This is a genomic window from Jannaschia maritima, assembly GCF_030973515.1.
Taxonomy (GTDB): domain Bacteria; phylum Pseudomonadota; class Alphaproteobacteria; order Rhodobacterales; family Rhodobacteraceae; genus Jannaschia; species Jannaschia maritima.
In genome coordinates this window covers 1-23,957 of the sequence record NZ_JARGZA010000009.1, presented here as the reverse complement: position 1 = coordinate 23,957, position 23,957 = coordinate 1, and the positions used below count along the sequence as shown (strand labels likewise).

Annotated in this window: 25 protein-coding genes and 1 pseudogene; 13 read left to right on the top strand and 13 right to left on the bottom strand. The window is 69.6% G+C overall.

The window, feature by feature from the left end:
* Positions 1-219 precede the first annotated feature (219 nt).
* From P0084_RS10070 to glmM, 5 genes are all read left to right on the top strand, one after another.
* Positions 220-2,766 (top strand): putative PEP-binding protein, encoded by a 2,547-nt coding sequence (locus tag P0084_RS10070; RefSeq protein ID WP_308916717.1) that lies wholly within the window; start codon positions 220-222, stop codon positions 2,764-2,766.
* Positions 2,767-2,840: 74 nt separating this feature from the next.
* Entirely contained in the window at positions 2,841-3,470 is a 630-nt protein-coding gene (locus P0084_RS10065) for a cell wall hydrolase (RefSeq protein ID WP_308916716.1), read from the top strand.
* Between the two features lie 53 nt (positions 3,471-3,523).
* Positions 3,524-4,333, top strand: a complete 810-nt coding sequence (locus tag P0084_RS10060) for a dihydroneopterin aldolase (RefSeq protein ID WP_308916715.1) — start codon at positions 3,524-3,526, stop codon at positions 4,331-4,333.
* On the top strand, positions 4,303-5,313 hold the full coding sequence (folP, locus tag P0084_RS10055) for a dihydropteroate synthase (RefSeq protein WP_308916714.1): 1,011 nt from the start codon (positions 4,303-4,305) through the stop codon (positions 5,311-5,313). Before P0084_RS10060 ends, folP begins: the two co-directional genes overlap by 31 nt.
* Positions 5,310-6,653, top strand: a complete 1,344-nt coding sequence (gene glmM / locus P0084_RS10050; protein WP_308916713.1) for a phosphoglucosamine mutase — start codon at positions 5,310-5,312, stop codon at positions 6,651-6,653. Before folP ends, glmM begins: the two co-directional genes overlap by 4 nt.
* 97 nt (positions 6,654-6,750) lie before the next feature.
* On the opposite strand, the gene P0084_RS10045 is transcribed toward glmM, so the two are convergent.
* A complete protein-coding gene (locus P0084_RS10045) occupies positions 6,751-7,683 on the bottom strand; it encodes a DMT family transporter (RefSeq protein ID WP_308916712.1) in 933 nt (310 codons plus the stop codon).
* Positions 7,684-7,786: 103 nt separating this feature from the next.
* On the opposite strand from P0084_RS10045, the gene P0084_RS10040 reads away from it, so the two are divergent.
* Positions 7,787-7,933, top strand: coding sequence for a hypothetical protein (locus P0084_RS10040; protein ID WP_308916711.1), 147 nt, complete (start codon positions 7,787-7,789; stop codon positions 7,931-7,933).
* An 81-nt stretch (positions 7,934-8,014) separates the two neighbouring features.
* Here the strand turns inward: P0084_RS10040 and ilvC are convergent, their stop codons facing one another.
* Positions 8,015-9,037, bottom strand: a complete 1,023-nt coding sequence (gene ilvC / locus P0084_RS10035) for a ketol-acid reductoisomerase (RefSeq protein WP_308916710.1) — start codon at positions 9,035-9,037, stop codon at positions 8,015-8,017.
* Between the two features lie 128 nt (positions 9,038-9,165).
* Here ilvC and P0084_RS10030 point away from each other — a divergent pair, with 128 nt between their 5' ends.
* Positions 9,166-9,621: an Lrp/AsnC family transcriptional regulator gene (locus P0084_RS10030; protein WP_308916709.1), complete on the top strand. Its 456-nt coding sequence runs from the start codon at positions 9,166-9,168 to the stop codon at positions 9,619-9,621.
* 278 nt (positions 9,622-9,899) lie between these two features.
* Complete coding sequence (locus P0084_RS10025; RefSeq protein WP_308916708.1) at positions 9,900-10,355, top strand: Lrp/AsnC family transcriptional regulator; 456 nt, start codon at positions 9,900-9,902, stop codon at positions 10,353-10,355.
* A 96-nt stretch (positions 10,356-10,451) separates the two neighbouring features.
* On the opposite strand, the gene metG is transcribed toward P0084_RS10025, so the two are convergent.
* Positions 10,452-12,170, bottom strand: coding sequence for a methionine--tRNA ligase (gene metG / locus P0084_RS10020; protein WP_308916707.1), 1,719 nt, complete (start codon positions 12,168-12,170; stop codon positions 10,452-10,454).
* 165 nt (positions 12,171-12,335) lie between these two features.
* Here metG and P0084_RS10015 point away from each other — a divergent pair, with 165 nt between their 5' ends.
* Genes P0084_RS10015 through P0084_RS10005 form a run of 3 tightly spaced genes read left to right on the top strand, consistent with a single transcriptional unit; the run spans position 12,336 to position 14,022 of the window.
* Positions 12,336-12,878 (top strand): hypothetical protein, encoded by a 543-nt coding sequence (locus P0084_RS10015; RefSeq protein ID WP_308916706.1) that lies wholly within the window; start codon positions 12,336-12,338, stop codon positions 12,876-12,878.
* Positions 12,878-13,666 carry a hypothetical protein gene (locus P0084_RS10010; RefSeq protein WP_308916705.1) on the top strand — a complete coding sequence of 263 codons (789 nt, stop codon included), beginning with the start codon at positions 12,878-12,880 and terminating at the stop codon, positions 13,664-13,666. Before P0084_RS10015 ends, P0084_RS10010 begins: the two co-directional genes overlap by 1 nt.
* On the top strand, positions 13,663-14,022 hold the full coding sequence (locus P0084_RS10005; RefSeq protein WP_308916704.1) for a hypothetical protein: 360 nt from the start codon (positions 13,663-13,665) through the stop codon (positions 14,020-14,022). The genes P0084_RS10010 and P0084_RS10005 overlap by 4 nt, the downstream gene beginning before the upstream one ends.
* 42 nt (positions 14,023-14,064) lie before the next feature.
* Here P0084_RS10005 and P0084_RS10000 read toward each other — a convergent pair.
* The 3 genes and pseudogenes from P0084_RS10000 to P0084_RS09990 all read right to left on the bottom strand — a co-directional run.
* Positions 14,065-14,358, bottom strand: a pseudogene (locus P0084_RS10000) (class I tRNA ligase family protein); the annotation flags it as partial.
* 71 nt (positions 14,359-14,429) lie between these two features.
* Positions 14,430-15,158 (bottom strand): methyl-accepting chemotaxis protein, encoded by a 729-nt coding sequence (locus P0084_RS09995; RefSeq protein ID WP_308916703.1) that lies wholly within the window; start codon positions 15,156-15,158, stop codon positions 14,430-14,432.
* 47 nt (positions 15,159-15,205) lie between these two features.
* Positions 15,206-15,970 (bottom strand): NAD kinase, encoded by a 765-nt coding sequence (locus P0084_RS09990; protein WP_308916702.1) that lies wholly within the window; start codon positions 15,968-15,970, stop codon positions 15,206-15,208.
* Positions 15,971-16,130: 160 nt separating this feature from the next.
* Here P0084_RS09990 and glyA point away from each other — a divergent pair, with 160 nt between their 5' ends.
* Both glyA and P0084_RS09980 read left to right on the top strand, forming a co-directional pair.
* On the top strand, positions 16,131-17,435 hold the full coding sequence (glyA, locus tag P0084_RS09985) for a serine hydroxymethyltransferase (RefSeq protein WP_308916701.1): 1,305 nt from the start codon (positions 16,131-16,133) through the stop codon (positions 17,433-17,435).
* A gap of 17 nt (positions 17,436-17,452) precedes the next feature.
* Positions 17,453-17,740 carry a hypothetical protein gene (locus P0084_RS09980; protein ID WP_308916700.1) on the top strand — a complete coding sequence of 96 codons (288 nt, stop codon included), beginning with the start codon at positions 17,453-17,455 and terminating at the stop codon, positions 17,738-17,740.
* A gap of 29 nt (positions 17,741-17,769) precedes the next feature.
* Here P0084_RS09980 and P0084_RS09975 read toward each other — a convergent pair whose 3' ends face one another.
* The 7 genes from P0084_RS09975 to P0084_RS09945 form a co-directional block, all read right to left on the bottom strand.
* Positions 17,770-18,831: an ABC transporter ATP-binding protein gene (locus P0084_RS09975; RefSeq protein ID WP_374213639.1), complete on the bottom strand. Its 1,062-nt coding sequence runs from the start codon at positions 18,829-18,831 to the stop codon at positions 17,770-17,772.
* 8 nt (positions 18,832-18,839) lie between these two features.
* Positions 18,840-19,637: an ABC transporter permease gene (locus P0084_RS09970; protein ID WP_308916698.1), complete on the bottom strand. Its 798-nt coding sequence runs from the start codon at positions 19,635-19,637 to the stop codon at positions 18,840-18,842.
* Positions 19,637-20,497 (bottom strand): ABC transporter permease, encoded by an 861-nt coding sequence (locus tag P0084_RS09965; protein WP_308916697.1) that lies wholly within the window; start codon positions 20,495-20,497, stop codon positions 19,637-19,639. The genes P0084_RS09970 and P0084_RS09965 overlap by 1 nt, the downstream gene beginning before the upstream one ends.
* Before the next feature lie 60 nt (positions 20,498-20,557).
* Positions 20,558-21,175 carry a CHRD domain-containing protein gene (locus tag P0084_RS09960; protein ID WP_308916696.1) on the bottom strand — a complete coding sequence of 206 codons (618 nt, stop codon included), beginning with the start codon at positions 21,173-21,175 and terminating at the stop codon, positions 20,558-20,560.
* A 244-nt stretch (positions 21,176-21,419) separates the two neighbouring features.
* Positions 21,420-21,923, bottom strand: coding sequence for a 30S ribosomal protein S9 (gene rpsI, locus P0084_RS09955; RefSeq protein ID WP_308916695.1), 504 nt, complete (start codon positions 21,921-21,923; stop codon positions 21,420-21,422).
* A gap of 4 nt (positions 21,924-21,927) precedes the next feature.
* Positions 21,928-22,386 (bottom strand): 50S ribosomal protein L13, encoded by a 459-nt coding sequence (gene rplM / locus P0084_RS09950; protein WP_308916694.1) that lies wholly within the window; start codon positions 22,384-22,386, stop codon positions 21,928-21,930.
* 152 nt (positions 22,387-22,538) lie between these two features.
* On the bottom strand, positions 22,539-23,948 hold the full coding sequence (locus P0084_RS09945; protein ID WP_374213638.1) for an aminotransferase-like domain-containing protein: 1,410 nt from the start codon (positions 23,946-23,948) through the stop codon (positions 22,539-22,541).
* Positions 23,949-23,957: the final 9 nt, after the last annotated feature.

Genomic DNA, 23,957 nt, shown 5'->3' with positions numbered 1-23,957 from the left:
CTTGCGCCGCCCGCCGCTCCGGCCGTGGGGGCGCGATGCACGGATCCGTATGCACGGGGGGTGCACGGGGGGTGTACGGGGGGTGTACGGGTATTTTCGGCGATATCGCCGGGTGGCGCGAACGATTCGGAAACCACGTCGCGTCATGTCGGTTGTGGTTGACATTGAGTATGCCGCAGTGCGGCATAGGTACTGCGCTGCACGTGCGAAAGGTTCGACATGCTCGACACGCCAGGCTTCGCCGAGATCACGCCGACCGCGGACATCGCGGCCGACCGCCACGGCCGTCGCGCCAAGTGCCTGCAACGCCTCGTGCGCCTGGACCTGCCCGTCCCGCCCACGGTCGCGATCCCCTTCACCGCCGTGCGCGGCATCGCCGACGGACGCTTGCCCGACCTGCCAACGATGCTGTCCCTCCTGGGTCCCGCGCCCCTGCTGCTGTCGGTCCGCTCGTCCTCCGAGATGCCCGATTGGGGCGGCCCCGGCGCGGTCCTGAACATCGGCATGAACGACGCCGCCCACGCCCTGCTGTCCAACACCCTGGGCCACGACGTCGCCGACGCCCTCTACCTCCGCTTCATCCGCTCCTACGCGATCGAGGTGATGCGCCTGGACGAGGCCCCGTTCCTCGATGCCGCCACTCCGGCCGCGGCCCGCGACATCTTCGAGGCGGAGGCCGACGAAGCGTTCCCCCAGGCGATCGCAGCCCAGTTGGGCGCCGTCCTGCGGTCCATGGCACGTGCCTGGGAAGGCACCTCCGCGCGCCTTCTGCGGCAGGCCCAGGGCGCCCCGGCGGATGCCGGTTTGGGCCTCGTCGTGCAGCGCATGGCGCAGGGCATGGGACCGGGCGAATCCGGCTCGGGCGTGGTCCAGTTCGTGTCCCCCGAAACGGGGGAGCCGCAGGTCACCGGCCGTTATGCCGGGCAGGCCATGGGCCGCGACGCCCTGTCCCGCCGCGCCGGATCCCTCTACCTGACCCGCGACCCCCGCGGCCCGTCCCTGCAGGAACGCCTGCCCGAGTTGTTCGACGAGCTGCTGGCCGCCGGCGCCCTGTGCCGCACCCGCCTGCGCGAGGAGATGCAGATCGAGTTCACCGTCGATCAGGGCCGCCTGTTCGTGCTGGACGCGGTCCGCTGCCCCCGCGACGCGCGCGCCACCGTCGCCATCGCCGCCGCCCTGGCCCGCGACGGGATCATCCGGCGCGAGGACGCGATCGGCCGCGTCACCCCCGCCACCCTGGCCCGCCTCCTGCATTGCCAGATCGACCACCGCGCTGCCCGCAAAGTGTTGGCGACGGGCATCGCGGCGTCCCCCGGCGCGGCGTCCGGTCGAATCGTGTTTGACTCCGCGGCCGCTCAAGCGTCCCTATCCCGCGACGAGCCATGCATCCTGGTCCGTCGGGAAACCGCGCCCGACGACGTCCGGGGCATGCACGCCGCCGACGGAGTGCTGACCGAACGCGGTGGCACTACCAGCCACGCCGCGGTCATCGCGCGCGGTCTGGGCGTGCCCTGTGTCGCCGGCGCCACGGGGCTGCGCATCGACGGCAAGCGCCGCGTGGTCGTCCTGCCCGGCGGGCGCACGCTGGGCGAAGGCGACGAGATCACGATCGACGGCGGATCGGGCGAGGTCCTGGACGGCGCCGTTCCGCTGCTGGAGCCTCAGCTCGACGGGGCGTTCGGCGACCTGATGGCGTGGTCCGACCAGATCCGCGACATCGGCGTGCGGGCCAACGCCGACACGGTCGCCGACGCGACACTGGCGCGCAACTTCGGGGTCGACGGCATCGGCCTGTGCCGGACCGAGCACATGTTCTTCGACCCCGCCCGCCTGACCGTGATGCGCGAGACCATCTTCGCGGCCACCCCCCGCGACCGTGCCGCCGCGGTGGAACGCCTCCTGCCGATGCAGCGGGCCGATTTCACCGACCTGTTCCACCTGATGGACGGCCTGCCGGTCTGCATCCGCCTGCTCGACCCGCCCCTGCACGAGTTCCTGCCTTCGGGCGGGGAGGGCGTGCGCGACCTGGCCGAAGCCCTGGACCGCCCCCAGTCGGAGGTCCGCGCCCAGATCGAAGCCATGCAGGAATACAACCCCATGCTCGGCATGCGCGGCGTCCGCCTCGGCGTGACGATGCCGGAACTCTACGACATGCAGGCCCGCGCGATCTTCGAGGCCACGGTGGACGCCTCGGCGCAAGGCACCGTCGTCCGCCCCGAGATCATGATCCCCCTTGTCACGGCCTCGCGGGAGGTCGAGCTGGTGGGCCGCCGCATCGACGCGGTGGCCGCCGCCGTGCGGGCCGAGCAGGGAGCGTCCTTCGACTATCGCCTGGGCGTGATGGTCGAGACGCCGCGCGCGGCCCTGCGCGCGGGCGAGATCGCCGAGAACGCGGCCTTCCTGTCCTTCGGCACGAATGACCTGACCCAGATGACCTATGGCCTGTCGCGGGACGACGCGGGACGGTTCATGTCGGCCTACGTCAACGAGGGCGTCTATCCGGAGGACCCCTTCCAGCAGCTCGACATCGAAGGGGTGGGCGAGCTGCTTCTGATGGGCGCCAGGCGGGGGCGCGAGGCGCGGCCGGACGTGACCCTGGCCCTGTGCGGCGAGCATGGGGGCAACCCGGAATCCGTGGCGTTCTGCCGGTTGGCCGGGTTCGACTACGTGTCCTGCTCGCCGTTCCGGGTGCCGGTGGCCAAGCTGTCTGCCGCCCAGGCGACCCTGATGGCCCGCGATGCGGGGCACGCGGGACCGCGGACCTGACGGGGGCACCCAGCCCTCGCGGCACCGGGTCGTCGCTAACGCGGCGGTAACCGTCCCCCGTTTAGGACGACGCCATGCGCGTCCTGCTGATCCTGCTTCTGACCACCGTCCAGGCCTCCGCGCAGTCCCTGTTCCGTTCGGATCCCGTCGCGGCCGCACCCTCCGCCTGGGGACGGGCCGCGCCGATCCGGAACGGGGCCCGGCCGTTGGCAATCCGCGTCCGCCCCCTGGACGAGCCTGCGCCGGATATCGCGGACGTCCCGCGCCGCCCGGATACGTCCGCCCGCGGCCCCGTTCGCCATGCCGCGGACGCGAAGGGATGCCTTGCGGAGGCGATCTACTTCGAAGCGCGGGGTGAGCCGATCTCCGGGCAGGTGGCCGTGGCCGAGGTCGTGCTGAACCGGGTCGACGATGCGCGGTATCCTGATACCGTATGCGCCGTCGTGAACGAGGGCACCGGCCGCATCGACGCCTGCCAGTTCAGCTATACCTGCGACGGCATCCCGGAGGAGGTGGACGACCCCGCCGCTTGGCGCGACGCCGAAGGGATCGCGGCCCACATGCTGGGCGGCGCGCCCCGCCGCTTGACGGGTGACGCCACGCATTATCACGCGACATACGTCGATCCGTACTGGGCGCAGGTCTATCCCCGCACGGCGCAGGTGGGCCGTCACGTCTTCTATCGCCGCACGCCGGATGCATGATCCTGCACGCCCGACCCTTTGCGTTTCGCCCCCGCCCGTGGTGAAGGGACGCCATGGACCGCGACGACAGCTTCCGCGGCGCGCCCTTCGGTGACGCGCGCGCCTCCGCGATGCCGCGGGACCGCATCACCCTGCGGGACCACGTGCGCGAGGTCGAGATCGGCGCTTTCCAGGAGGAACGCGGCCGACGGCAGCGCCTGCGCTTCGACATCGCAGCGGAGGTGACGCCCGATCCCGGCGCGGCCGCCTCGGACGACGTGGACGGGATCCTGTCCTACGACGCGCTGGTCGATGCCATCGACGCCGAGCTTGCGGCCGGCCGCTTGAACCTGCTCGAAGCTCTGGCCGAACGCATCGCCGCCCGCATCCTGCGACACGGCCGGGCCGCCTTGGTCTTCGTGCGCATCGAGAAGTTGGATCGCGGCCCCCACGCATTGGGGGTCGAGATCGTGCGCCGGTCCGGCACGGCGGGGCCAGACGACGGCGAACGGATCGACGGCCTGCGGGTGGTGGTGCACGACGACGCCGTGGCGGACCTGTCCGCCTGGCTCGACGATGCGACGACGCATGGGCCCACGGTCATCCTGGCCGCGCCCGGGGATGCCCGGCCCCGCACCGGCATTGCGCAGGCTCAGCGCCGCATCGACCTTCTGGCGACCGAGATCGCGGCTTGGCGCCTGGCCGCGCAGGATCCGCGGTGCATCGTCGCCGACACCCGGACGGAACTGGTCCATCTGCTGCGTGGCGCGGGATTGGCCGTCTGGGCCCCGTCGCGGCTGGTCCTGGATGCGGTCGATCCGCCGGCCGCGGTCGACCCGCGATCCCTCGCCGCATGGCTGTCCGACCGGCTCGGCGCGTCGTGATCTATCCACAGCCCATTTCCGCCGCCGACGGCCTGCCCTTGGCCGGGGGCTGGGCGCGGTTCCGAGACGTTCGGCTCCGCGACCGGGATGGACGGGACGAGGTCGTCGCCGCCGACATTCTTCCGGGGGAGGTGCTGGACCGACTGACCCGACCGCGTGGACCGATCCTCGGCCTGTCCCATGACCGGCCCCGGCTGATGGGCATCCTCAACGTGACGCCCGACAGCTTCTCCGACGGGGGGCAGTTCGCGGAAGACCGGGCGATGCGGAGTGGGTTGGACATGATGGGTCGTGCGGACATCGTCGACATTGGCGGCGAAAGCACCCGCCCCGGTGCGACCCCTGTCGAACCGGGGGAGGAGGTCGCCCGCATCCTCCCCGCCATCCACGCCGCCGCGGGGCGGCGCATCAGCGTGGACACGCGCAAGGCCGATGTCGCGCGGGCCGCACTGCGGGCAGGGGCCGGTGCCGTGAACGACGTCAGCGGTCTGACCTTCGATCCCGCCATGATCGACGTCGTCGCCGATGCGGGCGCACCGGTCTTCGTGATGCACGGACCGTTCGATCCCGCGACGATGCAGGATGCGCCCCGCTACGATGACGTGGTGCCGGACGTGTTCGACTTCCTCGCCCACCGGATTGCCGCGGCGCAGGAGGGCGGCATTCCGCGCGACCGCATCGTGGCCGACCCGGGCATCGGCTTCGGCAAGACGCTGGAACACAACCTCGCCCTCCTTCGGGCGTTGCCCCTGTTCCACGCGCTGGGCGTGCCGCTGATGCTGGGCGTGTCGCGCAAGGGCATGATCGGGACGCTGGGCGGCGCGCCCCTCGCCGGCGACCGGATGCCCGGGACGCTGGCCTTGACCCTGGCTGCCGTGGCAGGAGGCGTGCAATGGCACCGCGTCCACGACGTGACGCAGATCGCGCAGGGCTTGGACCTGTGGCGCGCGGTGCATGGGCAGACGGAGGCAGAGGGATGAAGCTGTTCGGGACCGACGGGGTGCGGGGTCGTGCCAACGCGGGCAACATGACCGCCGCCATGGCGCTGCGGCTGGGGGCCGCGGCGGGCCGCTACTTCCGGCGGGTGGGCGACAGCGCCGCGCATCGCGTGGTGATCGGCAAGGATACGCGGCAGTCGGGCTATATGCTGGAAACGGCCCTGACGGCCGGCTTGACCTCGACCGGCATGAACGTGCTGCTTCTGGGGCCCGTGCCGACCCCTGCGGTCGGCCTCCTCGCGCGGTCGATGCGCGCCGATCTGGGGGTCATGATCTCGGCCAGTCACAACCCGGCGGACGACAACGGGATCAAGTTCTTCGGCCCGGACGGCTTCAAGCTGTCCGACGCGGCGGAGGACGCGATCGAGGCATTGGTCCGGGACGGCGCGGAACCGGTCGACGCCACCGAGATCGGACAGGCTGCCCGGGTGGACGATGGGCGCGGGCGGTACGTCGAGTACGTCAAGACGACGATCCCGTCGGGCATGTCGCTGGAAGGGCTGCGCGTGGTGGTGGATTGCGCCAACGGCGCGGCCTATCGCGCGGCGCCCGACGTTCTGTCGGAGCTCGGGGCCACGGTCATCCCGATCGGCGTCACGCCCAACGGGCGCAACATCAACGATCGCTGCGGGTCCACGGACACCGCTGCGGCGGCGGCGGCGGTGGTCGCGCATGGCGCGGATCTGGGCATCTCGCTCGACGGGGACGCGGACCGGGTCATGCTGCTCGATGCCGATGGCCAGGTCGCGGACGGCGATCAGATCATGGCGCTGTTTGCCGCCCGCTGGGCCGCCGAAGGGCGGCTGTCGGGTGGTACCCTGGTCGCGACCGTCATGTCCAACCTGGGGCTGGAGCGGTTCCTGCAGGGTCATGGCATCGTCCTGCACCGCACCAAGGTCGGCGACCGCCACGTGGTCGAGGCGATGCGCGGCGGCGGGTTCAACCTGGGCGGCGAGCAGTCGGGTCATATCGTGATGACCGATTACGCCACCACGGGCGACGGGCTGATCGCGGGGTTGCAGTTCGCCGCCGAGATGGTGCGGACCGGGCGCCCCGCCGCGGATCTGATGCGCCGCTTCGAGCCCGTGCCCCAGCGGTTGGAGAACGTGCGCTTCGCCGCCGGCAGCGCGCCCCTCGACGACGCGCAGGTGAAGGCCGCGATGGCCGATGCGGCGGCCCGGCTGGGCGGGCAGGGGCGGTTGCTGATCCGGGCCTCCGGGACGGAACCCCTGATCCGCGTCATGGCGGAGGCGGAGGATCCGGTGCTTCTGAACGAGGTCGTGGACGGGGTCGCGGACGCGGTGCGGGGTGCGGCGGGTTGACGTCTCGTGGAGGTCCGCGGGCGCGATCGACGTGCCGGGCGAGGCGGAGCATGATCCATGCGATGCCGCCGCGTATTCGATCCGGCTCTCAATCGAGCTAACGACGAACGGTAAACAGGGTTTTCAGCGTCGTCCATTGGCTCACGAGAAGACCCGTCAGGATCAATCCGAGCGCGAAGAAGAAACGCCCGGGCAGAGCCTCTCCAAGGACCAGCCAACCGAACGTCATGGCCCAGACGGGCACCTGATAGTTCACCAACGTCATGAAGCTCGGCCCCGCCGTGCGGATGACCTGCACGCGCAGGAGGGCGGCGAAGGCGGTGGGGACGAGGCCCAGGAACACGATCGCGGCCATGGGGCCTGCAGGTGCCTTGATGGGCAGGCCTTCGGTCGCCAGCATCGCGGGCACCAGCACGATCGCACCGACCACGAGGCTTCCGGCCGACAGCCAAGTGCCGTCGACGGGTGGACATCGCCGCGTCAGGATCGAACCGGTCGCATAGCAGAGCGTCGCCGCGATGCAGGACAAGCGGCCCAGCGCCTCCAGGTCGCCACCGGCGGCGGCGAGCGTTCCGGGACCCAACAGCACGACCGCCCCCAGCAGGCCCAATGCGAAGCCGCCGCCCTTGCGCCAGGACAACCGATCACCCGGCACCAGCCAATGCGACAGCGGCAGGACGAACAGGGGCAGGACCGCCATCGTCAGTCCGGCGAAGGCAGACGGCACGTGCTGCTGCCCCCAGGACAAGAGGAAGAAGGGCGCGGCGGCGGTGGTCAGACCTATGGCGACCACGAACATGGCCAGCGATCCCGACCAGGCGGGGCGGGGCCGACCCAGCGCGGCCGCCAGCGTAAGCAGGGCAAGCGCGCCAAGCGCCGTGCGCGCTGCGGCGACCGTGACGGGCCCGTACCCCTGCAAGGCGATGGACACGACCATGAACGTCCCACCCCAGATCAGTCCGAGGGCCGCGATGCTGGCATAGTTGCGCGACGTGGGGGCGGCGACGGGGGCGTCGGTGGTGGCGGTCACGGACCCGTGTTCCGTCGTGCCGACATTCGCCGGGGAAGGGGGATCGGAACCGCCGGCCGGTTAGGCGGTTCGGCTAGGTCACGCAAAGCCAAAGGGTTGCACCATGGATATCATCCTCGCCGTCATAGCGCTGGGCCTGCTCCTGGCCATCGTCGTCTTCGGCCTGTTCAAGCAGGAGAAGCGCCATCGCGCCAGCGGTGCCCGCTTCAACCAGACGGAGAACCGTTCCACGGAATCCGCCACGAGCTGACCGTTACCGAACGGAAGGGCTGTCCCGGCACGTTGCTGGGACGGCCCTTCGGCAGCCGATAGAATAAGTATCGACCTTTAATCAGTTCTTCGCCCGATCGACCATCTTTCCTTCGGAGATCCAGGGCATCATGGCGCGGAGCTTTTCGCCGGTCTCTTCGATCTCGTGCGCATCGTTCATGCGGCGGGTGCCCTTGAAGAAGGGCTGGCCAACGGCGTTCTCGGTCATGAAGTCGCGCACGAACTTGCCGGTCTGGATGTCGGTGAGGATCGCCTTCATCCGCGCCTTCGTCTCGTCGTAGGGTAGGACGCGGGGGCCGGAGACGTATTCGCCGTATTCGGCCGTGTTCGAGATCGAGTAGTTCATGTTAGCGATGCCGCCCTCGTAGATCAGGTCCACGATCAGCTTCACCTCGTGCAGGCACTCGAAATACGCCATCTCGGGGGCATAGCCGGCTTCCACCAACGTCTCGAACCCCATGCGGATCAACTCGACCAGACCACCGCACAGCACGGCCTGCTCGCCGAAGAGGTCGGTCTCGCACTCCTCGCGGAAGTTGGTCTCGATGATGCCCGATCGCCCGCCGCCGATGGCGGAGCAATAGGACAGGCCCAGTTCCAGCGCGCGGCCGGAGGCGTCCTGGTGGACGGCGACGAGGCACGGCACGCCGCCGCCCTTCTGGTATTCGCCGCGCACGGTATGGCCGGGACCCTTGGGCGCCATCATGATGACGTCCACGCCCCCTTTGGGCTCGATCAGACCGAAATGGACGTTCAGGCCGTGGGCGAAGGCGATGGCGGCGCCGTCGCGCAGGTGATCGTGGACGTGGTCGCGATACGTCTTCGCCTGCAACTCGTCGGGCATCGTGAACATGATGAGGTCGCACCAGGCGGCGGCCTCCTCGATCCCCATGACCTGCAGGCCTTCGGCTTCGGCCTTGGCGCGCGACGGGCTGCCGTCGCGCAGGGCGACGACGACGTTCTTCGCCCCTGAATCGCGCAGGTTCAGGGCGTGGGCATGGCCCTGGGATCCATAGCCCAGGATGGCGACCTTCGTGTCCTTGATCAGGTTCACGTCGCAGTCGCGGTCGTAGTACACTCGCATGATGGTCCCTCCGGTTGTGCCTTGGGCACGGTAGCGGACGGGACGGTCCGCGTGCAGGGGCGTGGGGTGTTCCATCCTCAGGCGATCCGAAGTAGCAATTCGTGAAACCATTGGAACGCGTATGAATCATGCTCGACGATCTGGACAGGCGATTGCTGCGGCGGTGGCAGGCGGACCCGGACCTGCATGTGACGGAACTGGCTGCGGAAATCGGCATCCACCAGTCGGTCGCCACGCGGCGGATCGACCGGCTGCGCGAAGCGGGCGTCCTGCGCGGGGTTCACGGGGTGATCGACTGGAAGGCGCTGGGCTACGCGGTGGAGGTGTCCCTTCGGTTCACGTTGGAGAAGTCCTCCCCCCGCGCCCTGGACCGGTTCCTCGCGGCGGCGGAGGGCATCCCGGAAGTCGTTGAGATGCAGACCTTCCTGGGGCGGGTCGACGTGCGCCTGGCGGTGGTCGCTCGTGATCTGGGACATTGGCAGACCCTCTATCGCGATCGCATCCTGACGCTGCCGCACATCGCGGACATCGAGGCGCTGATGCAGGTCGCGCGGGTGAAGACAGATGCCGTTCTGCCGGTTTGAGACGCGCATAGGGGGGGGGATGCACCCCCCGTACACCCCCCGTACACCCCCCGTGCATACGCGGAACCGCCCCCCGGCGTCGGAGGCGCGCGATGCGCGGTCGCTCCGGGCTTCGGATCGGTCCCCCGGATCGGCCGATCCATGCGGGACCCCCCCTGCATTTCCCATTCCCCGCGCCAGCCGCACGCGCGGGCGCGGCCGTGTCTCACGTTCGGCCTCGACCGCCGCCCCGTCGACGTCGCACGGGGCCGCGGCCCTTGGGCCAGAGGCGCTGCCGCGTGCCTGATCCCGACGACACGGACCTGGCGATCCTGCGGGTGGTGCGGGCGAACGCGGCGCTGTCGACGGCGGCGGTGGGCCGGGCCGTGGGGTTGAGCCAGGCCGCGACGTGGCGGCGGCTGGACCGGCTGCGCAAGGCCGGCATCCTCGCGGGGCGGGAGCTTGCGTTGGACCTGGAAGCGCTGGGCTTCGGTGTCACGGTCTTCCTGGGCGTGAAGCTGGCCGCGAAGGCGCGGGTCAGCCTGGAGGACTTCGAGCGTGCGGTTTCCGCCATCCCGGAGGTGCGGCGCGTGGATCACGTGCTAGGGCGCTATGACTATCGCCTGCGGGTGGTGGCGCGCGACATCGCGGATTTCGAGCGGGTGTTCCGACGCCGGATCCTCGCCCTGCCCGGCATGGGCGAGGTGGAGGCGAACGTCATGCTGTCGGAACGGCGGCTGCCTGGGCCGTTGTGACGGGGACGCGCGATGCGGTGGGTCGGGTCGGAGGCGGGCAGGGCCTGTGGCCGGGCCCTGCGACGATGGACGTCGCCGGGCCCGGTCCGGATGGTGTCAGCTGCGAGTGCCGGCAAACCGGTCCTGCCATTCGGCGCGCTGGTCATCCGTGATCTTGGCGAACAGCACGTCGGGGACGTCGAAGGCGTGGCCGGGGGGCAGGGCGGTCAACGCGCCCGCCACGTCGTCGGGCCAGGGGGTCGCGTCCAGGCGCATCGCGCCCGCCATGGCGCGCGCCGCGTCGGGGACGAACGGCGCGGACAGCGCCGCGTAGAAGGGCACGAGGTTCAGGGCCAGGCGGATCTGCATGGCCGCCGCCTGCGGGTCGGTCTTGAACGTCGTCCAGGGGGCGGCGGCCTGCAGGTACTCGTTGCCCGCGACCCAGATGGCGCGAAGCTCGGCCGCCGCCTTGCGGATCTCGATCGCGTCCATGTGGCGGACGTAAGCCGCGGTGGCCCCCTGCAGGCGATCGACCAGGGCGCGTTCGGCATCGCCCCATTCGCCGCCCTCCGGCACGGACTCGCCGAACTTGGCGCGGCAGAACTTCGTGACGCGCGACACGAAGTTGCCCAGCACGTCGGCCAGGTCCTTGTTCACGCCGGCCTGGAACCCGTCCCACGTGAACTCCGCATCGCCGGATTCGGGGCAGTGCGACAGCAGCCACCAGCGCCAATAATCGGCGGGCAGGATCGACAGGGCCTGGTCCATGAAGACGCCGCGGCCCTGCGACGTCGAGAACTGGCCCCCGTCGTAGTTGAGGTAGTTGAACGACTTGAGGTAGTCGACGCGCTTCCACGGCTCGCCCGACCCGATCAAGGTGGCCGGAAACGACAGCGTGTGGAACGGCACGTTGTCCTTGCCCATGAACTGCACGTAGCGGACGTCGTCCGCGCCCTCGTCCGTGCGCCACCAGCGGCGCCAGTTGGCCTCGCCCAAGCCGTTGGCCTCCGCCCATTCGCCGGCGCAGGCGATGTACTCGATCGGCGCGTCGAACCAGACGTAGAAGACCTTGCCCTCCATCCCCGGCCAAGGGTCGGGGCCGCGACGCACGGGGATGCCCCAATCGAGGTCGCGGGTGATGCCCCGGTCCTGCAACCCGTCGCCGTCGTGAAGCCACTTCTTCGCGATCGACGTGGTCAGCACGGGCCATTGATCCTGCGCGTCGATCCAGTCGCCCAGCTCGCCGCGCAGCTTCGACTGGAGCAGGTGGAGGTGCTTGGTGTCGCGCACCTGGAGGTCCGTGCTGCCCGAGATGGCGGAGCGGGGGTCGATCAGGTCCGTGGGGTCCAGCTGCTTGGTGCAGTTCTCGCACTGGTCGCCGCGGGCGCGGTCGTACCCGCAATTGGGGCAGGTCCCTTCGACGTAGCGGTCGGGCAGGAAGCGGCCGTCGGCACGGGAATAGACCTGACGCTCCGTGCGTTCCTCGATGTAGCCGTTGGCGTCCAGGCGGCCGGCGAAGTGCTGCGTCAGGGCGTGGTTCTGAGGCGAGGAGGACCGCCCGAAATGGTCGAAGGACAGGCGGAAGCCGTCGGCCAGGTCCTTCTGGACGGCCCACATGCGCGCGCAATAGTCGGCCACCGGCTCCCCCGCCTTGGCGGCGGCCAGCTCGGCGGGGGTGCCGTGCTCGTCGGTCGCGCACAGGAACAGCACCTCGTCCCCCTGCGCGCGGCGGTAGCGGGCGTAGAGGTCCGCGGGAAGCTGGCTGCCGATCAGGTTCCCCAGATGCTTGATCCCGTTGATGTAGGGGATCGCGGAGGTGATGAGCGTGCGGGGCATGGGCGCGGGCCTGTCGGTGGTGGCCCTGGGGGGATAGCGAGTGCGGCGGTGCGGGGGAAGGTCCGACGGCGCGTTCCGGCCCGGGTGTCGGGCGCGGCGCATCGTGCCTTGATGAGGAGGGCAGCCTGGCCCTACCTTCGGGCGCGACTTGCGGGGGCGGCGGCATTGCGCGGAATCGACTACATCAGGCAGACGCGGCGAACGCCGGACGCAGTGCGCAGCAGCGCTCTGGCCCGTTCGTTGCGCCATTGCCGCCAGAACATCTGTGAGTGCCTGTCGACGTTCATGCAGGCACAGGATGGGGGTGGCAGCGGGCTGGATGCGAGGTTCGACCGGATGATGGGACCGGACGCGGTGCAATCGGGTCGCCCGACGCATATAGAGCAGATTGAAGGGCGCCAACAAGCTATGGAAGAGGCGATGGAGGTCTATGATGATCACTGCCGCGGTCCGAATGCCCCGGAGCATGCGCTGATCCCGGAACGGGCATTGAGGAACATGGTCCGGCCGATACCGACCGTCGAAGATTGGGAAACGGAGCATGGCCGCCCCCAGCCGGAGGGCGACTATCAGCCGGGGAACGGAAGCAATTTCGACGCGGCAGATTACGCCGATGAAGCGGCAGCCGGCATCACGATCGCAGGGGCCGCATACCTGCTTTGGCAACTTGCCCGGGTTTATCCGCCCCGCAATTTGATCCCATTCTGATGACGCCCCTTATCAAGCAGTACTCGCGGACCGCACTCGGCGAGATGGTGATCATGATGTCTCTGGACGGCTACATTCCGCTATTGCAGTATGCCGAACTTACGCTGGATCGGTTCGATACGTTGCAGTCCTTTTGTGCTGAGTTGACATTCGCCGTCGATGAAGCCGTCTGGGATGAAGATTCAATCGGATGGTACCGGCGCTATCATGAAATTGCGGGACTTCTGTTGCGAACCGATATGGAGGCTCTGCTTCCCGCTGACCGACGACGCTTTCTGTTCTGGCTTGAGAACGGAACCGTCGCCACCATGCATTCCTTCCCTCATCGAAATCTTTGGCACAAGTCGATCGCTTGGGTCCTGCACGATCACAGCGCCGTCGAAAGCCTCGACGCTTCCACATTTCCCATTGTTCGAGCCTTTGCCGAGTCAGTCGAAGCTCGCCTAAAAGATTCTAGCTACAGCGCCGCCAAGGAGGCCTTCGCCGAAGGTCCGGACAGCTTCTTCGATACGTTTCAGAAAACGAAGTTCCACATCAACGTCATCCCAGGGGCCATCGTCTCCCAACACCTTATCGGGCTCAACTGGATGCGCCGGGTCCATATTCTGCGCCAGGAAACGGAGCGGTTCATCGCCGAGGGGGGCGACGTCGCGATCCTCGAGGACACAGTCATGCGCTATGCCGATGCTCGGGTCACTTCGGAATGGCTGACCGGCTACGTCGCGGACCGTGCGGCGTTCCGATACGACCGACTGTGGTCGAACACCTTCCGGGAGCCGGAGGCATGAAGCTGACCCTTGCTCAGATGGAACGTGGCGCCGCGCGGCGGGAGGCGGAGGCGCGGCGGCAGTTGACCGAACGGTTCGCCGACCATCCGGAGGCGGACTTCCTGAACCTCGGCTCCGGCCGCCATTCGGTCGGAATGCTCGTGGAGCGGCTGAACGACCGGGGAATTCACGACGAGGCGGTGATCGATCGCCTGATCGCATCGCTCCTGGACGGCTCCCTCCACCGGTTGCAGGTCGTGCGGATATCCCGCCTGCTCAACGATCCCGACGAGGACCTAGAGCCGGAGGATCGGGAGCTGCTGATCGCGCAGGTTCTGGACCTGGAATGGCCAAAGGCCTTCGGCCGTCCGAACTAGGGTCCGTCGCGCGGGGCACGCTTTGTCCGGGGTCGCTGCCCCCGGGCTGGAGGAGCGCCCGAAATGATCGAAGGACGCGCGTGAGCCGTCCACGAGGTCCTTCTGGACGGCCCACATGCGCGCGCAATAGTCGGCCACCGGCTCGCCCGCCTTGGCGGCGGCCAGCTCGGCTGGGGTGCCGTGTTCGTCGGTCGCGCACAGGAACAGCACCTCGTCCCCCCGCGCGCGGCGGTAGCGGGCGTAGAGGTCGGCGGGAAGCTGGCTGCCGATCAGGTTCCCCAGATGCTTGATCCCGTTGATGTAGGGGATCGCGGAGGTGATGAGCGTGCGGGGCATGGGCGCGGGCCTGTCGGTGGTGACCCGGCGGGGATAGCGGTTGGGATGGCGGGGGGGAAGTGGCGCCTGCCTCAGACCTCGCGATAGCTTCGCAGGATCCCGTCGATGCCGGTCTGGACGTCGGTATTCGCGACCTCCACCTGGCCCGCGAGATCCGTGACCTCGTCCGCGATGACCTTGAACGCCATGCCCGCCTCGCCCGCGCGGGCGGCTTCGATCCGGGCATTGACCGAGATCATCCGCACGATGCGCGTCAGCCGGGCGATACGGGTCCGGGCGGCCTGCGCCTCCACGTGCGCCGCCTCGGCCCGCTCCGCCTGCATCACGCGCTCCGCTTCCACCGCCCCGTCCATCGCGGCGCGCAGACGATCGATCGCCGGCAGGTAGGTTTCGAACGAGTAATCCATCAGGCGATTGAACGCGGATCGATCCGCCGTGTCCGCGGGGGGGACGCATCGTTCGTTGAACCGATCCAGGCAAGGGAGGAGGTCCGGTTCCGCGGCCACGACCCGGGCCACCACGCTTCGGACGACGTCGTGCCGGCCTTCGGCGTGCGCGTCCAGCATCCCGCGCAGGGTCGCCAACCCATCGACGGCACGGCGCAATCCGTCCCCGGCGCGCGCCATGTCCGCCGGCGAGTCGGCCAGAAGGATCGCCCCGATCCACATGCAGGCCCGGGCCCCTTGCGCGCGGGTCGCTTCGGGGACGGTCGCGACCGCGCGCAACGCTTCCGCCCGCCCGCTTTCGGGGGACAGCGCGTCGGCCAGGCGCATCAGGGCGGTGATCTTCGTATCGTCCACGCCCGCCTGCCTAGGGGTCGGACGTTAACCGCAGGCTAAGGCGGCGGTCAGGTGAACTGCTCGCGCAGCAGGCGTTCCTCCAGCCCGTGGCCGGGGTCGAACAGGAGGCGGTGACGGATATCGCCGGCGGACGCGATCTCGACGCAGGTGACGTCGCGGACGGACGTGCCGTCGGCTTCGGCCATCATCGGGCGCTTCTGAGGGTTCACGACCTCGAACCGGACCCGGGCGGCCTGCGGCAGCAGCGCGCCGCGCCAGCGGCGGGGGCGGAACGCGGCCACGGCGGTCAGGGCCAGGACGCCCGCCCCGATGGGAAGGATGGGGCCGTGGGCGGAATAGTTGTAGGCGGTGCTGCCCGCGGGCGTGGCGACCAGCGCGCCGTCGGCGACAAGCTCGTCCATCCGCTCGCGCCCGTCGATCAGGATGCGCAGGCGCGCGGCCTGCGGTCCCGCGCGCAGGAGCGACACCTCGTTGATGGCCAGGGCCTCGACCACGGTGCCGTCGGTGTCGGTGGCGGTCATGCGCAGGGGGTTTATGACGGCCTCCTCCGCCGCCTGGAGGCGCGCGACGAGGCCGTCCTCGTCGTAGTCGTTCATCAGGAAGCCCACCGTGCCGCGGTTCATCCCATAGGTCGGAACGTCCAGCCCGCGCGTGTCGTGGAGGGTCTGGAGCATGAAGCCGTCGCCGCCCAACGCCACGACGATGTCGGCGTCCCGGGCCGCGGCCTGGCCGTAGGCGCCCGTCAGCCGGGTCAGCGCGGCCTGCGCCTCCGGGGTGGGGGCGGCGGTGAAGGCGATGGCGGGCTTCGGCATGGGCGGTCCGGTGGTGGCGTGGGCGGCAGGGTTGGCGGGGCGGGACGGGGTTGTCCAGTGCGTCGCCGCCGAGCGCGGCGTGGTCGCACCCGGCTTCCCCACGGGCCCGGGGCGGCGTATGGGGGGCGGAACCGCCTTGCGACCCACGGGAGAGGACGACATGAACGCACCCCACCGCGACGGCCTGGCCGACGGCTTCTTCACCCGCACCCTGGCGGAGGTCGATCCCGCCATCGCCCACGCCACCCGCCAGGAGCTGGGCCGCCAGCGCGACGAGATCGAGCTGATCGCGTCCGAGAACATCGTGTCCCGCGCCGTGATGGAGGCGCAGGGCGGCGTGATGACGAACAAGTACGCCGAAGGGTATCCGGGGCGCCGGTACTATGGCGGCTGCCAGTACGTCGACATCGCCGAGGATCTGGCCCGCGACCGGGCGAAGCAGCTGTTCGGTTGCGGTTATGCCAACGTGCAGCCCAATTCGGGCAGCCAGGCCAACCAGGGCGTGTTCACCGCGCTGCTGACGCCCGGCGACACGATCCTGGGCATGTCGCTGGACGCGGGCGGGCACCTGACGCACGGGGCCAGGCCGAACCAGTCGGGCAAGTGGTTCGACGCGGTGCAGTACGGCGTGCGGCGGCAGGACATGCTGCTGGACTACGACGCGGTGCAGGCGCTGGCAGAGGAGCATCGGCCCAAGCTGCTGATCGCGGGCGGCTCGGCCATCCCGCGGGTCATCGACTTCGCCCGGATGCGCGAGATCGCGGATTCGGTGGGTGCGTACCTGCTGGTGGACATGGCGCATTTCGCGGGGCTGGTGGCGTCGGGCCATTATCCAAGCCCGTTCCCGCATGCCCACGTCGCGACCAGCACGACGCACAAGACCCTGCGCGGCCCGCGCGGCGGGATAATCCTGACGGACGACCCCGACATCGCGAAGAAGGTGAACTCCGCCATCTTCCCGGGCATCCAAGGCGGGCCGCTGATGCACGTCATCGCCGCGAAGGCCGTGGCGTTCGGCGAGGCGCTGGATCCGTCGTTCAAGGACTACCAGGCGCAGGTGATCGCCAACGCGCGGGCCCTGGCGGACCAGTTGCAGCGGGGCGGGCTGGACATCGTCACCGGCGGCACGGACACGCACCTGATGCTGGTCGACCTGCGCCCCAAGGGCGTGAAGGGCAACGACACGGAGGCCGCGCTGGGCCGGGCACACATCACCTGCAACAAGAACGGCATCCCCTTCGACGACGAGAAGCCGACCGTCACGTCGGGCATCCGGCTGGGCACGCCGGCGGGCACCACCCGTGGCTTCGGCGAGCCGGAGTTCCGGGAGGTCGGCGACCTGATCGTGGAGGTCGTGGACGGTTTGGCGGCGAACGGGGCGGACGGCAACGGCGCGGTGGAGGACGCGGTGCGCGCAAAGGTCGCCGGGCTGACCGCCCGGTTCCCGGTCTATCCCGACCTGTGAGGCGGGGGGCGGTTCCCTTGCTGGCGATCGGCCTGGCGGCCTGCGCGGCCGATCTGCCGCCTGCGGAGGGATCCGTGTCCCGGGCGGCGCTGGACGCGCCGCCGCCGCGCTTGGCGCCGCTCGACCCCCTCCTGGGCGCGCTGGACGCTCCCGTGCGGGCACAGGCGGCGGGCGCGTCGCTGGACCGCCAGGGCGACGTCCTGCGGGGGGCGCGGATCGGCGTGCCGGGGGATGCCGACCTGGACGCCCGCGGCGCCGCGCTGCGGCGGCGGGCCGATGCGCTTCGCCGGGCGGAGGTGGAGTAGGCCCGAACCACCGCCGCGCGGCGCGTCCGTCAGGTGAACAGGACCATCGCGCCGGGCGACCAGGCCAGGCGGGTGCGCTGTCCGATCTCCATCACCTCGCGGCCATAGACGTTGCGCATGGACACGCGCAGCTTGGCGTCCGTGCCGTCCAGGCAGACGTCGTAATAGGTCATGTCGCCGTAATACACGACCTCAGCGACGGTGGCGTCGGTGACGCGGTCGGGGGCGTCCTGGCCGGGGAACAGCAGCGTGACCGCTTCCGGCCGGAAGCCGATCGTCGGGGCGTCGTTGGCGCGTGCCCGGACCCCCACCGCGTCCAGCGGGATGCGGCCGAGGCCCGGCGCGTCGACGGAGTCCGCGGCCACGGCGGCGGGCAGGAAGTTCATGACCCCGATGAACTGCGCGACCCGCTGGTCCACGGGACGGCGGTACAGGTCCTCCGCCTCCGCCAGCTGCGCGATGGCGCCGTCGAACATGACCGCGATGCGGTCGGACATGACCAGGGCCTCCTCCTGGTCGTGGGTGACGAGGATGAAGGTGATGCCGATGTGGCGCTGCAGGCGGATCAGCTCCTCCTGCATCTGCTCGCGCATCTTGCGGTCGAGCGCGGACAGGGGCTCGTCCAGCAGCAGGACCTTCGGCTGCAACACGAGCGCGCGGGCCAGCGCGACCCGCTGGCGCTGCCCCCCCGACAGGGCGGTGGCGGCGCGGCCGCCGTAGCCTTCCAGACCGACCATGTCCAAGGCGTCCGCCACCATCGCGCGGCGGGCGTCGTCGTTCAGATCCGACCGCTTGCGCAAACCGAACCCCACGTTCTGCGCCACGGACAGATGCGGGAAGATCGCGTAGGACTGGAACACCATGTTGGTGGGTCGCTTGTTCGGCGGCACGCGCGTCATGTCCCGGCCCCCGATCGCGACGCTGCCCCCGCTGACGCCCTCGAACCCCGCGATGGTGCGCAGCAGCGTGGTCTTGCCGCAGCCCGACGGGCCGAGCAGGCTGAAGAACTCGCCCGCCGCGATGTCCAAATCGACGTCGCGCAGCGCGTGGTAGTCGCCGTAGTACTTGTTCACGCCCCGAAGGCGGATCAGCGGGTCGGTCACAGGAACCCCCCCTTGTCGTCCATGCCGGCGCGCTTCAGCCCGCGGCGGCGGTTCCATTCGGCCAGGGTCAGGATGCCGATGGACAGGATCACCAGGATCGTCCCTAGCGCCATGATGACCGGCAGCTCGCGCGGGAACCGCAGGAGCGACCAGATGTAGACGGGCAGGGTCACGTCCGATCCCGTCAGGAAGAAGGCGATGATGAACTCGTCCAGGCTGATGGTGAAGGAGATCAGCAGGGCCGCCACGATGCCCGGCATGACCAGGGGCAGGGTGACCAGTCGGAACGTGCTGGCGCGCGTCTCGCCCAGGTCGATGGCGGCCTCCTCCAGCGACGGGTCGAGGGCGGCGAAGCTGGCGTTCAGGATGGCCACGGCGAAGGGCACGCAGATCAGCGTGTGCGCCGCCACGAGCGTGAGCAACGACAGGCGCAGGCCGAAGACCTGGACGGCCACGACCAGCAGGGACACGGCGACGATGATCTCCGGCAGGACGAGGGGCAGCATGATGAGGCCCATCATCCCCGCCTTGCCCGGCCAGCGATAGCGGACCTGCGCCCGCGCGGCGGCGAGGCCCAGGAGCACGGCCAGCACCGCCGACGACGCGGCGACGACCACGCTGTTGCCCAGGGCCGCGTGCAGCTCGGTGTTCGTGGTGAGGCGTCCGAACCAGCGGGTCGTGAACCCGTCGAGGGGGAAGGCGATCACGGTGCCGTCGTTGAACGCGAAGACAGGCAGCAGCAGGATCGGCGCATAAAGGAAGGCCAGGAACAGCCAGACATAGGCCCGCAGCATCAGCGCGCGCCCCCGCCCGCCAGGCGCCGCGACAGCCAGACCACCGCCAGGGCAACCACCGTCACGCACAGCATCGCCAGGATCGCCAGCGTCGCGCCCATGGGGGCGTTGTTCAGGGCCAGGAACTGCGTCTGGATCATGTTGGCGATCATCAGGCCCCCGGGGCCGCCCACCTGCGCCGGCGTGACGTAATCGCCCACGGTCGGGATGAACACGATCAGCAGCGCCGCCACCACGCCCGGCGCGGCGAGCGGCAGGGTCACGCGGAAGAAGGTCGTGAACGCCGTCTCGCCCAGGTCGCGCGAGGCTTCGAGCAGCGAGCGGTCGATCTTCTCGAGCGCCACGAAGATGGGCAGGATGGCGAAAGGCGCGAAGGCGTGGCTGAGCGTGATGACCACCGCGTTCGCGTTGTAAAGGATGAAGGTCAGCGGCTCGTCGATCAGGCCGATGCCCGTCAGGGCCGAATTGATGACGCCGTTGAAGCCCAGCATCACCTTCCACAGGAAGATTCGCAGCAGATAGCTGGTCCAGAACGGAATGGTGATCAGGAACAGCCACAGCGACTTGTGCCGGGGCGCGACCCGGAAGCTGACATAATAGGCGACGGGGAAGGCCAGGACCACCGTAACCAGCGTGACGGCCCCCGCGATCAGGAGGCTGCGGCCCATCAGCGTGCGATAGATCGGGTCGCTCACCGCCTCGACGTAGTTGGCGACCGTGAAGCCGCGGTCGATCGTCAGGTAGTCCTGCGACCAGAAGCTGAGGACGAGGACGGCCACCAGCGGAAGCGCCAGCAGCGCGAAGGCGTATCCGAACGGGGGTGCGATCAGGGTCAGACCGCGGGTCGTTTCCTGATTCACTGCATCCTCCGGCCCGGTGCGCCAGCTTTGCGGCGAACGGGCCGGAGGCGCAAGCGCGGGCTAGCCGCGGCGGCGCAGGGCCGCGAGGCCACCCAGGCCGGCCAGCAGCAGGAACGCGCCCGCCGGCAGCGGAACGGGGGACACCTGGCCGCGGATCTCGCCTGACACGACGGTCGTCGTGTGGATGTTGACGTAGTAGTCGCTGGCATCTAGGGCGGCGAGGAAGTCGTCGAAGCTGGCGGCCGTGAAGTTGGCCTGCGTCGATTCGGATAGCGCGACCGCATCGGAATAGGCGTAGTCGAGCGCCTCCAACGTGAAGCCCGTCGCGGTCGCGACATAGCCGGCGCCGGCGAGGGTCGAAGGCCGCGGGAACGGGATGACGACCGGTCCGGTCTGGCCCACCCCGCCGAAGTGGATGTGCAGCGGACCGAGCGGCCCTTCATCGAAGCTGGGCGCGAAATCGGGGATCGAGATCCCGTCGACGGCCAGGGTGAAGTCCAGCGTCTCGTCCGCATCGTCCACAACGAGCGTCGCGTTGCCGGTCGCCTTGCTTGGGCTGGAGGGCACCGCCTGGGCGCCGTTCAGCACGGCGTCGTATCGAAAGGACGCCGCCGAAAGCGGCATGGCGGTGATGCCAACGAGCATCGCGCCCGCGAGAAGTTTCATGTGGATGGTCATCTCGTTCTCCCTCATCGGGACCGACCGAATGACGGAATGCCACCGCGACCCCGAGGAAACAGTCACGTCGGAGATCGGGCGATAGTTTCGAGATCGGGGATAAAGTTTCGATGACCGAAATCCGTTCGGCCGGTCGTCGTCCGGTCCCCCATGCCGCCCCACCCGTTGGTGGGCGGCGAACCGGCATCCCGGAACCCAAAAGGCCCGCCGGGGGGCGGGCCTTACGATGATTGGCGCGACGCGATCAGCGCTTCGAGAACTGGAAGCTCTTGCGGGCCTTCGCGCGGCCGTACTTCTTGCGCTCCACCACGCGGCTGTCGCGGGTGAGGAAGCCCGCGGCTTTCAGGGCCGGGCGCAGGGCGGGTTCGTAGAGTTGCAGGGCCTTCGACACGCCATGCTTCACGGCGCCCGCCTGGCCGGACAGGCCGCCGCCCTTGACGGTCGCGGTGACGTCGAACTGACCCTCGCGGTCCGTGATCTGGAACGGCTGGCGCAGGATCATCTGCAGCACGGGTCGCGCGAAGTAGGCGTCGATGTCCTTGCCGTTCACCGTAACCTTGCCGGAGCCGGGCTTGATCCAGACGCGGGCGACCGCGTCCTTGCGCTTGCCCGTGGCATAGGCGCGGCCGTGCTCGTCGCGCACCGGCTCCCGCTCGATCTGGTTCTCGAGGGCGGTGGTGTCGACGCCCGCATCCGCGGTGTCGACGGCGCCGCGGAGTTCTTCCAGGGAATTGATCTGATCGGCCATCGTGTCAGCTCCGCGTGTTCTTCGGGTTCATGGAGGCCACGTCCAGCACCTCGGGGGCCTGGGCGTCGTGGGGATGTTCGGTGCCGGCATAGACGCGCAGGTTGGTCATCTGTTGACGCGCCAGCTTGTTGCCGGGCAGCATCCGCTTGACGGCCTGCATGACCACGCGTTCGGGGTGCTTGCCCTCCAGGATCTGCCCCACGGTGCGCGACTTGATCCCGCCGGGATAGCGGGTGTGCCAATGGACCGGGCGGTCGCGGTGCTTGCCGGTCAGCTGCACCTTGTCGGCGTTGATGACGATGACGTTGTCGCCCATGTCCATGTGCGGCGTGAACGTCGCCTTGTGCTTGCCGCGCAGGCGCGTGGCCACGATGGACGCGAGCCGACCCAGGACCACGCCTTCGGCGTCGATCAGGATCCACTTCTTGTCGATCGCGTCGGGGGTCATGGTGAAGGTCTTCATAAGAGCCCGTCCCTGTTGCGAGAGGCCGGGCGCGCCCCGGCTGCGGATGGGCGGGTTCTAAGCATGCGGCGGGGGGTGTCAAGCCGGGCGATCCCGGCAAAGATGCACATAAACAATGCCTTACGAGAAAGGTATCAAATTACCCCACGAGATCAGACGTCAGGCCCCTCCATCGGGTCATCCAGGAGCGCGCGCAGCCGGGCGATCGCGCGGGCATAGCTGGCATGCGTGACGCCGCCGTTCACGGCGAAGCGCACGGCATGGGGCGCGTTGGCGTCGCGGGCGGCGTATTCCTCCGCCGCGCGCAGCTTGACGCCCGCCCCTTCGGCCGCCCGGCAGAAGGCCGAGGCCCGCCAGCCCGGGGGCAGCGTCAGCCACAGGAACGACGCGTCGTCGCGGCACCGCAGGTCGTGCCCCCGCAGGCCGTCGCGGGCGATGGCCACGTAGCGTCCGACCTCGTCGCGCACGGCGTCCATGATCGCGCGGAGGTCCGGGTGGACAAGCAGCTTCGCCGCCAGGTCCGACATCGGCGTCGCCAACCCGAAGGCGTTGTACTCGGCGGACCGGCGCAACGCCATCTGCGCCGAGGGCGGCGCCATGGCGAAGCCCAAGCGCAGGGCGGGGCTGATCGTCTTGGCCACCGACGACACGTGCCAGGTCCGTTCGGGCGCCAGCTTGCGGAAGGAGTCGATGCCCGAGGGCGTCATGAGATAGCAGTCGTCCTCCAGGATCTGCAGGTCGTGACGGCGCGCGACCTCCACGATCCGGCGCCGCCGCTCCAGGGGCATCACGGCCAGGGTGGGATTCTGCAGGTCGGGCGACGTGCACAGGACGCGGGCACCGGTCCGCGTCGCCACGTCGTCCAAAGCGTCGGGCAGGATGCCGTGCTCGTCCGCCGGCACGGTCCCGACGGAGGCGCGCAGCAGTTCCGCCAGGCGTCGGAACCCGGGATAGGACAGCTCCTCCACCAGGACGGTCGGGCGGTTGGTGCGCAGCACGGTCTGGAGGACCAGCGCGATGCCGTGCTGCCCGCCATGCGTCAGGGTGATGTCGTCGGGCTCCAACGGTCCCAGCGCGTCGTTGCGCAGGAAGGCCGCCGCCGCCTCTCGGGTCGGACGCTCCGCTGCGAAGACCGGGTAGTGCATCAGCCCGGACGGGGGGTCCGCCGCGATCTCGGCCAGCAGGCTACGGATCAGGCCGGTCTGCCCGACGGCGGGCAGATGGGGGGACAGCATGTCCACGCGATCGACGTCGCCCCCGGTCCGGTGGGGCGTCGAGTCGACCGCGAGGGGCTGGAATTCCTCGTAGATGGGGGGCGGGGGCGCGCGATCCGCCACGAAGGTGCCCCGACCCACGGACGCTTCCAGAAGGCCCGCATCGGTCAGGGCGCGGTAAACGCGGGCCACGGTGCCCGGGGTGACGCCGACCGTCCAGGCCAGTTCGCGCACGGGCGGCAGCTTCGTGCCGACGGGAAGGGTCCCGTCCACGACCGCCTGCCGGACGGCGCCCTCCAGCACGACGTATTTGGGTCGATCCGCCGCGCCGAAGTCGACATGGATCACGGAGGTGAC

Bases quoted from the DNA above. Each gene is read 5' to 3' on its own strand.
- P0084_RS10070 (WP_308916717.1), top strand. From the start codon at position 220: ATGCTCGACACGCCAGGCTTCGCCGAGATCACGCCGACCGCGGACATC.
- P0084_RS10065 (WP_308916716.1), top strand. From the start codon at position 2,841: ATGCGCGTCCTGCTGATCCTGCTTCTGACCACCGTCCAGGCCTCCGCG.
- P0084_RS10060 (WP_308916715.1), top strand. From the start codon at position 3,524: ATGGACCGCGACGACAGCTTCCGCGGCGCGCCCTTCGGTGACGCGCGC.
- folP (WP_308916714.1), top strand. From the start codon at position 4,303: ATGGCTGTCCGACCGGCTCGGCGCGTCGTGATCTATCCACAGCCCATT.
- glmM (WP_308916713.1), top strand. From the start codon at position 5,310: ATGAAGCTGTTCGGGACCGACGGGGTGCGGGGTCGTGCCAACGCGGGC.
- P0084_RS10040 (WP_308916711.1), top strand. From the start codon at position 7,787: ATGGATATCATCCTCGCCGTCATAGCGCTGGGCCTGCTCCTGGCCATC.
- ilvC (WP_308916710.1), bottom strand. From the start codon at position 9,037: ATGCGAGTGTACTACGACCGCGACTGCGACGTGAACCTGATCAAGGAC.
- P0084_RS10030 (WP_308916709.1), top strand. From the start codon at position 9,166: ATGCTCGACGATCTGGACAGGCGATTGCTGCGGCGGTGGCAGGCGGAC.
- metG (WP_308916707.1), bottom strand. From the start codon at position 12,170: ATGCCCCGCACGCTCATCACCTCCGCGATCCCCTACATCAACGGGATC.
- P0084_RS10010 (WP_308916705.1), top strand. From the start codon at position 12,878: ATGACGCCCCTTATCAAGCAGTACTCGCGGACCGCACTCGGCGAGATG.
- P0084_RS10005 (WP_308916704.1), top strand. From the start codon at position 13,663: ATGAAGCTGACCCTTGCTCAGATGGAACGTGGCGCCGCGCGGCGGGAG.
- P0084_RS09990 (WP_308916702.1), bottom strand. From the start codon at position 15,970: ATGCCGAAGCCCGCCATCGCCTTCACCGCCGCCCCCACCCCGGAGGCG.
- glyA (WP_308916701.1), top strand. From the start codon at position 16,131: ATGAACGCACCCCACCGCGACGGCCTGGCCGACGGCTTCTTCACCCGC.
- P0084_RS09970 (WP_308916698.1), bottom strand. From the start codon at position 19,637: ATGCTGCGGGCCTATGTCTGGCTGTTCCTGGCCTTCCTTTATGCGCCG.
- P0084_RS09960 (WP_308916696.1), bottom strand. From the start codon at position 21,175: ATGACCATCCACATGAAACTTCTCGCGGGCGCGATGCTCGTTGGCATC.
- rpsI (WP_308916695.1), bottom strand. From the start codon at position 21,923: ATGGCCGATCAGATCAATTCCCTGGAAGAACTCCGCGGCGCCGTCGAC.
- rplM (WP_308916694.1), bottom strand. From the start codon at position 22,386: ATGAAGACCTTCACCATGACCCCCGACGCGATCGACAAGAAGTGGATC.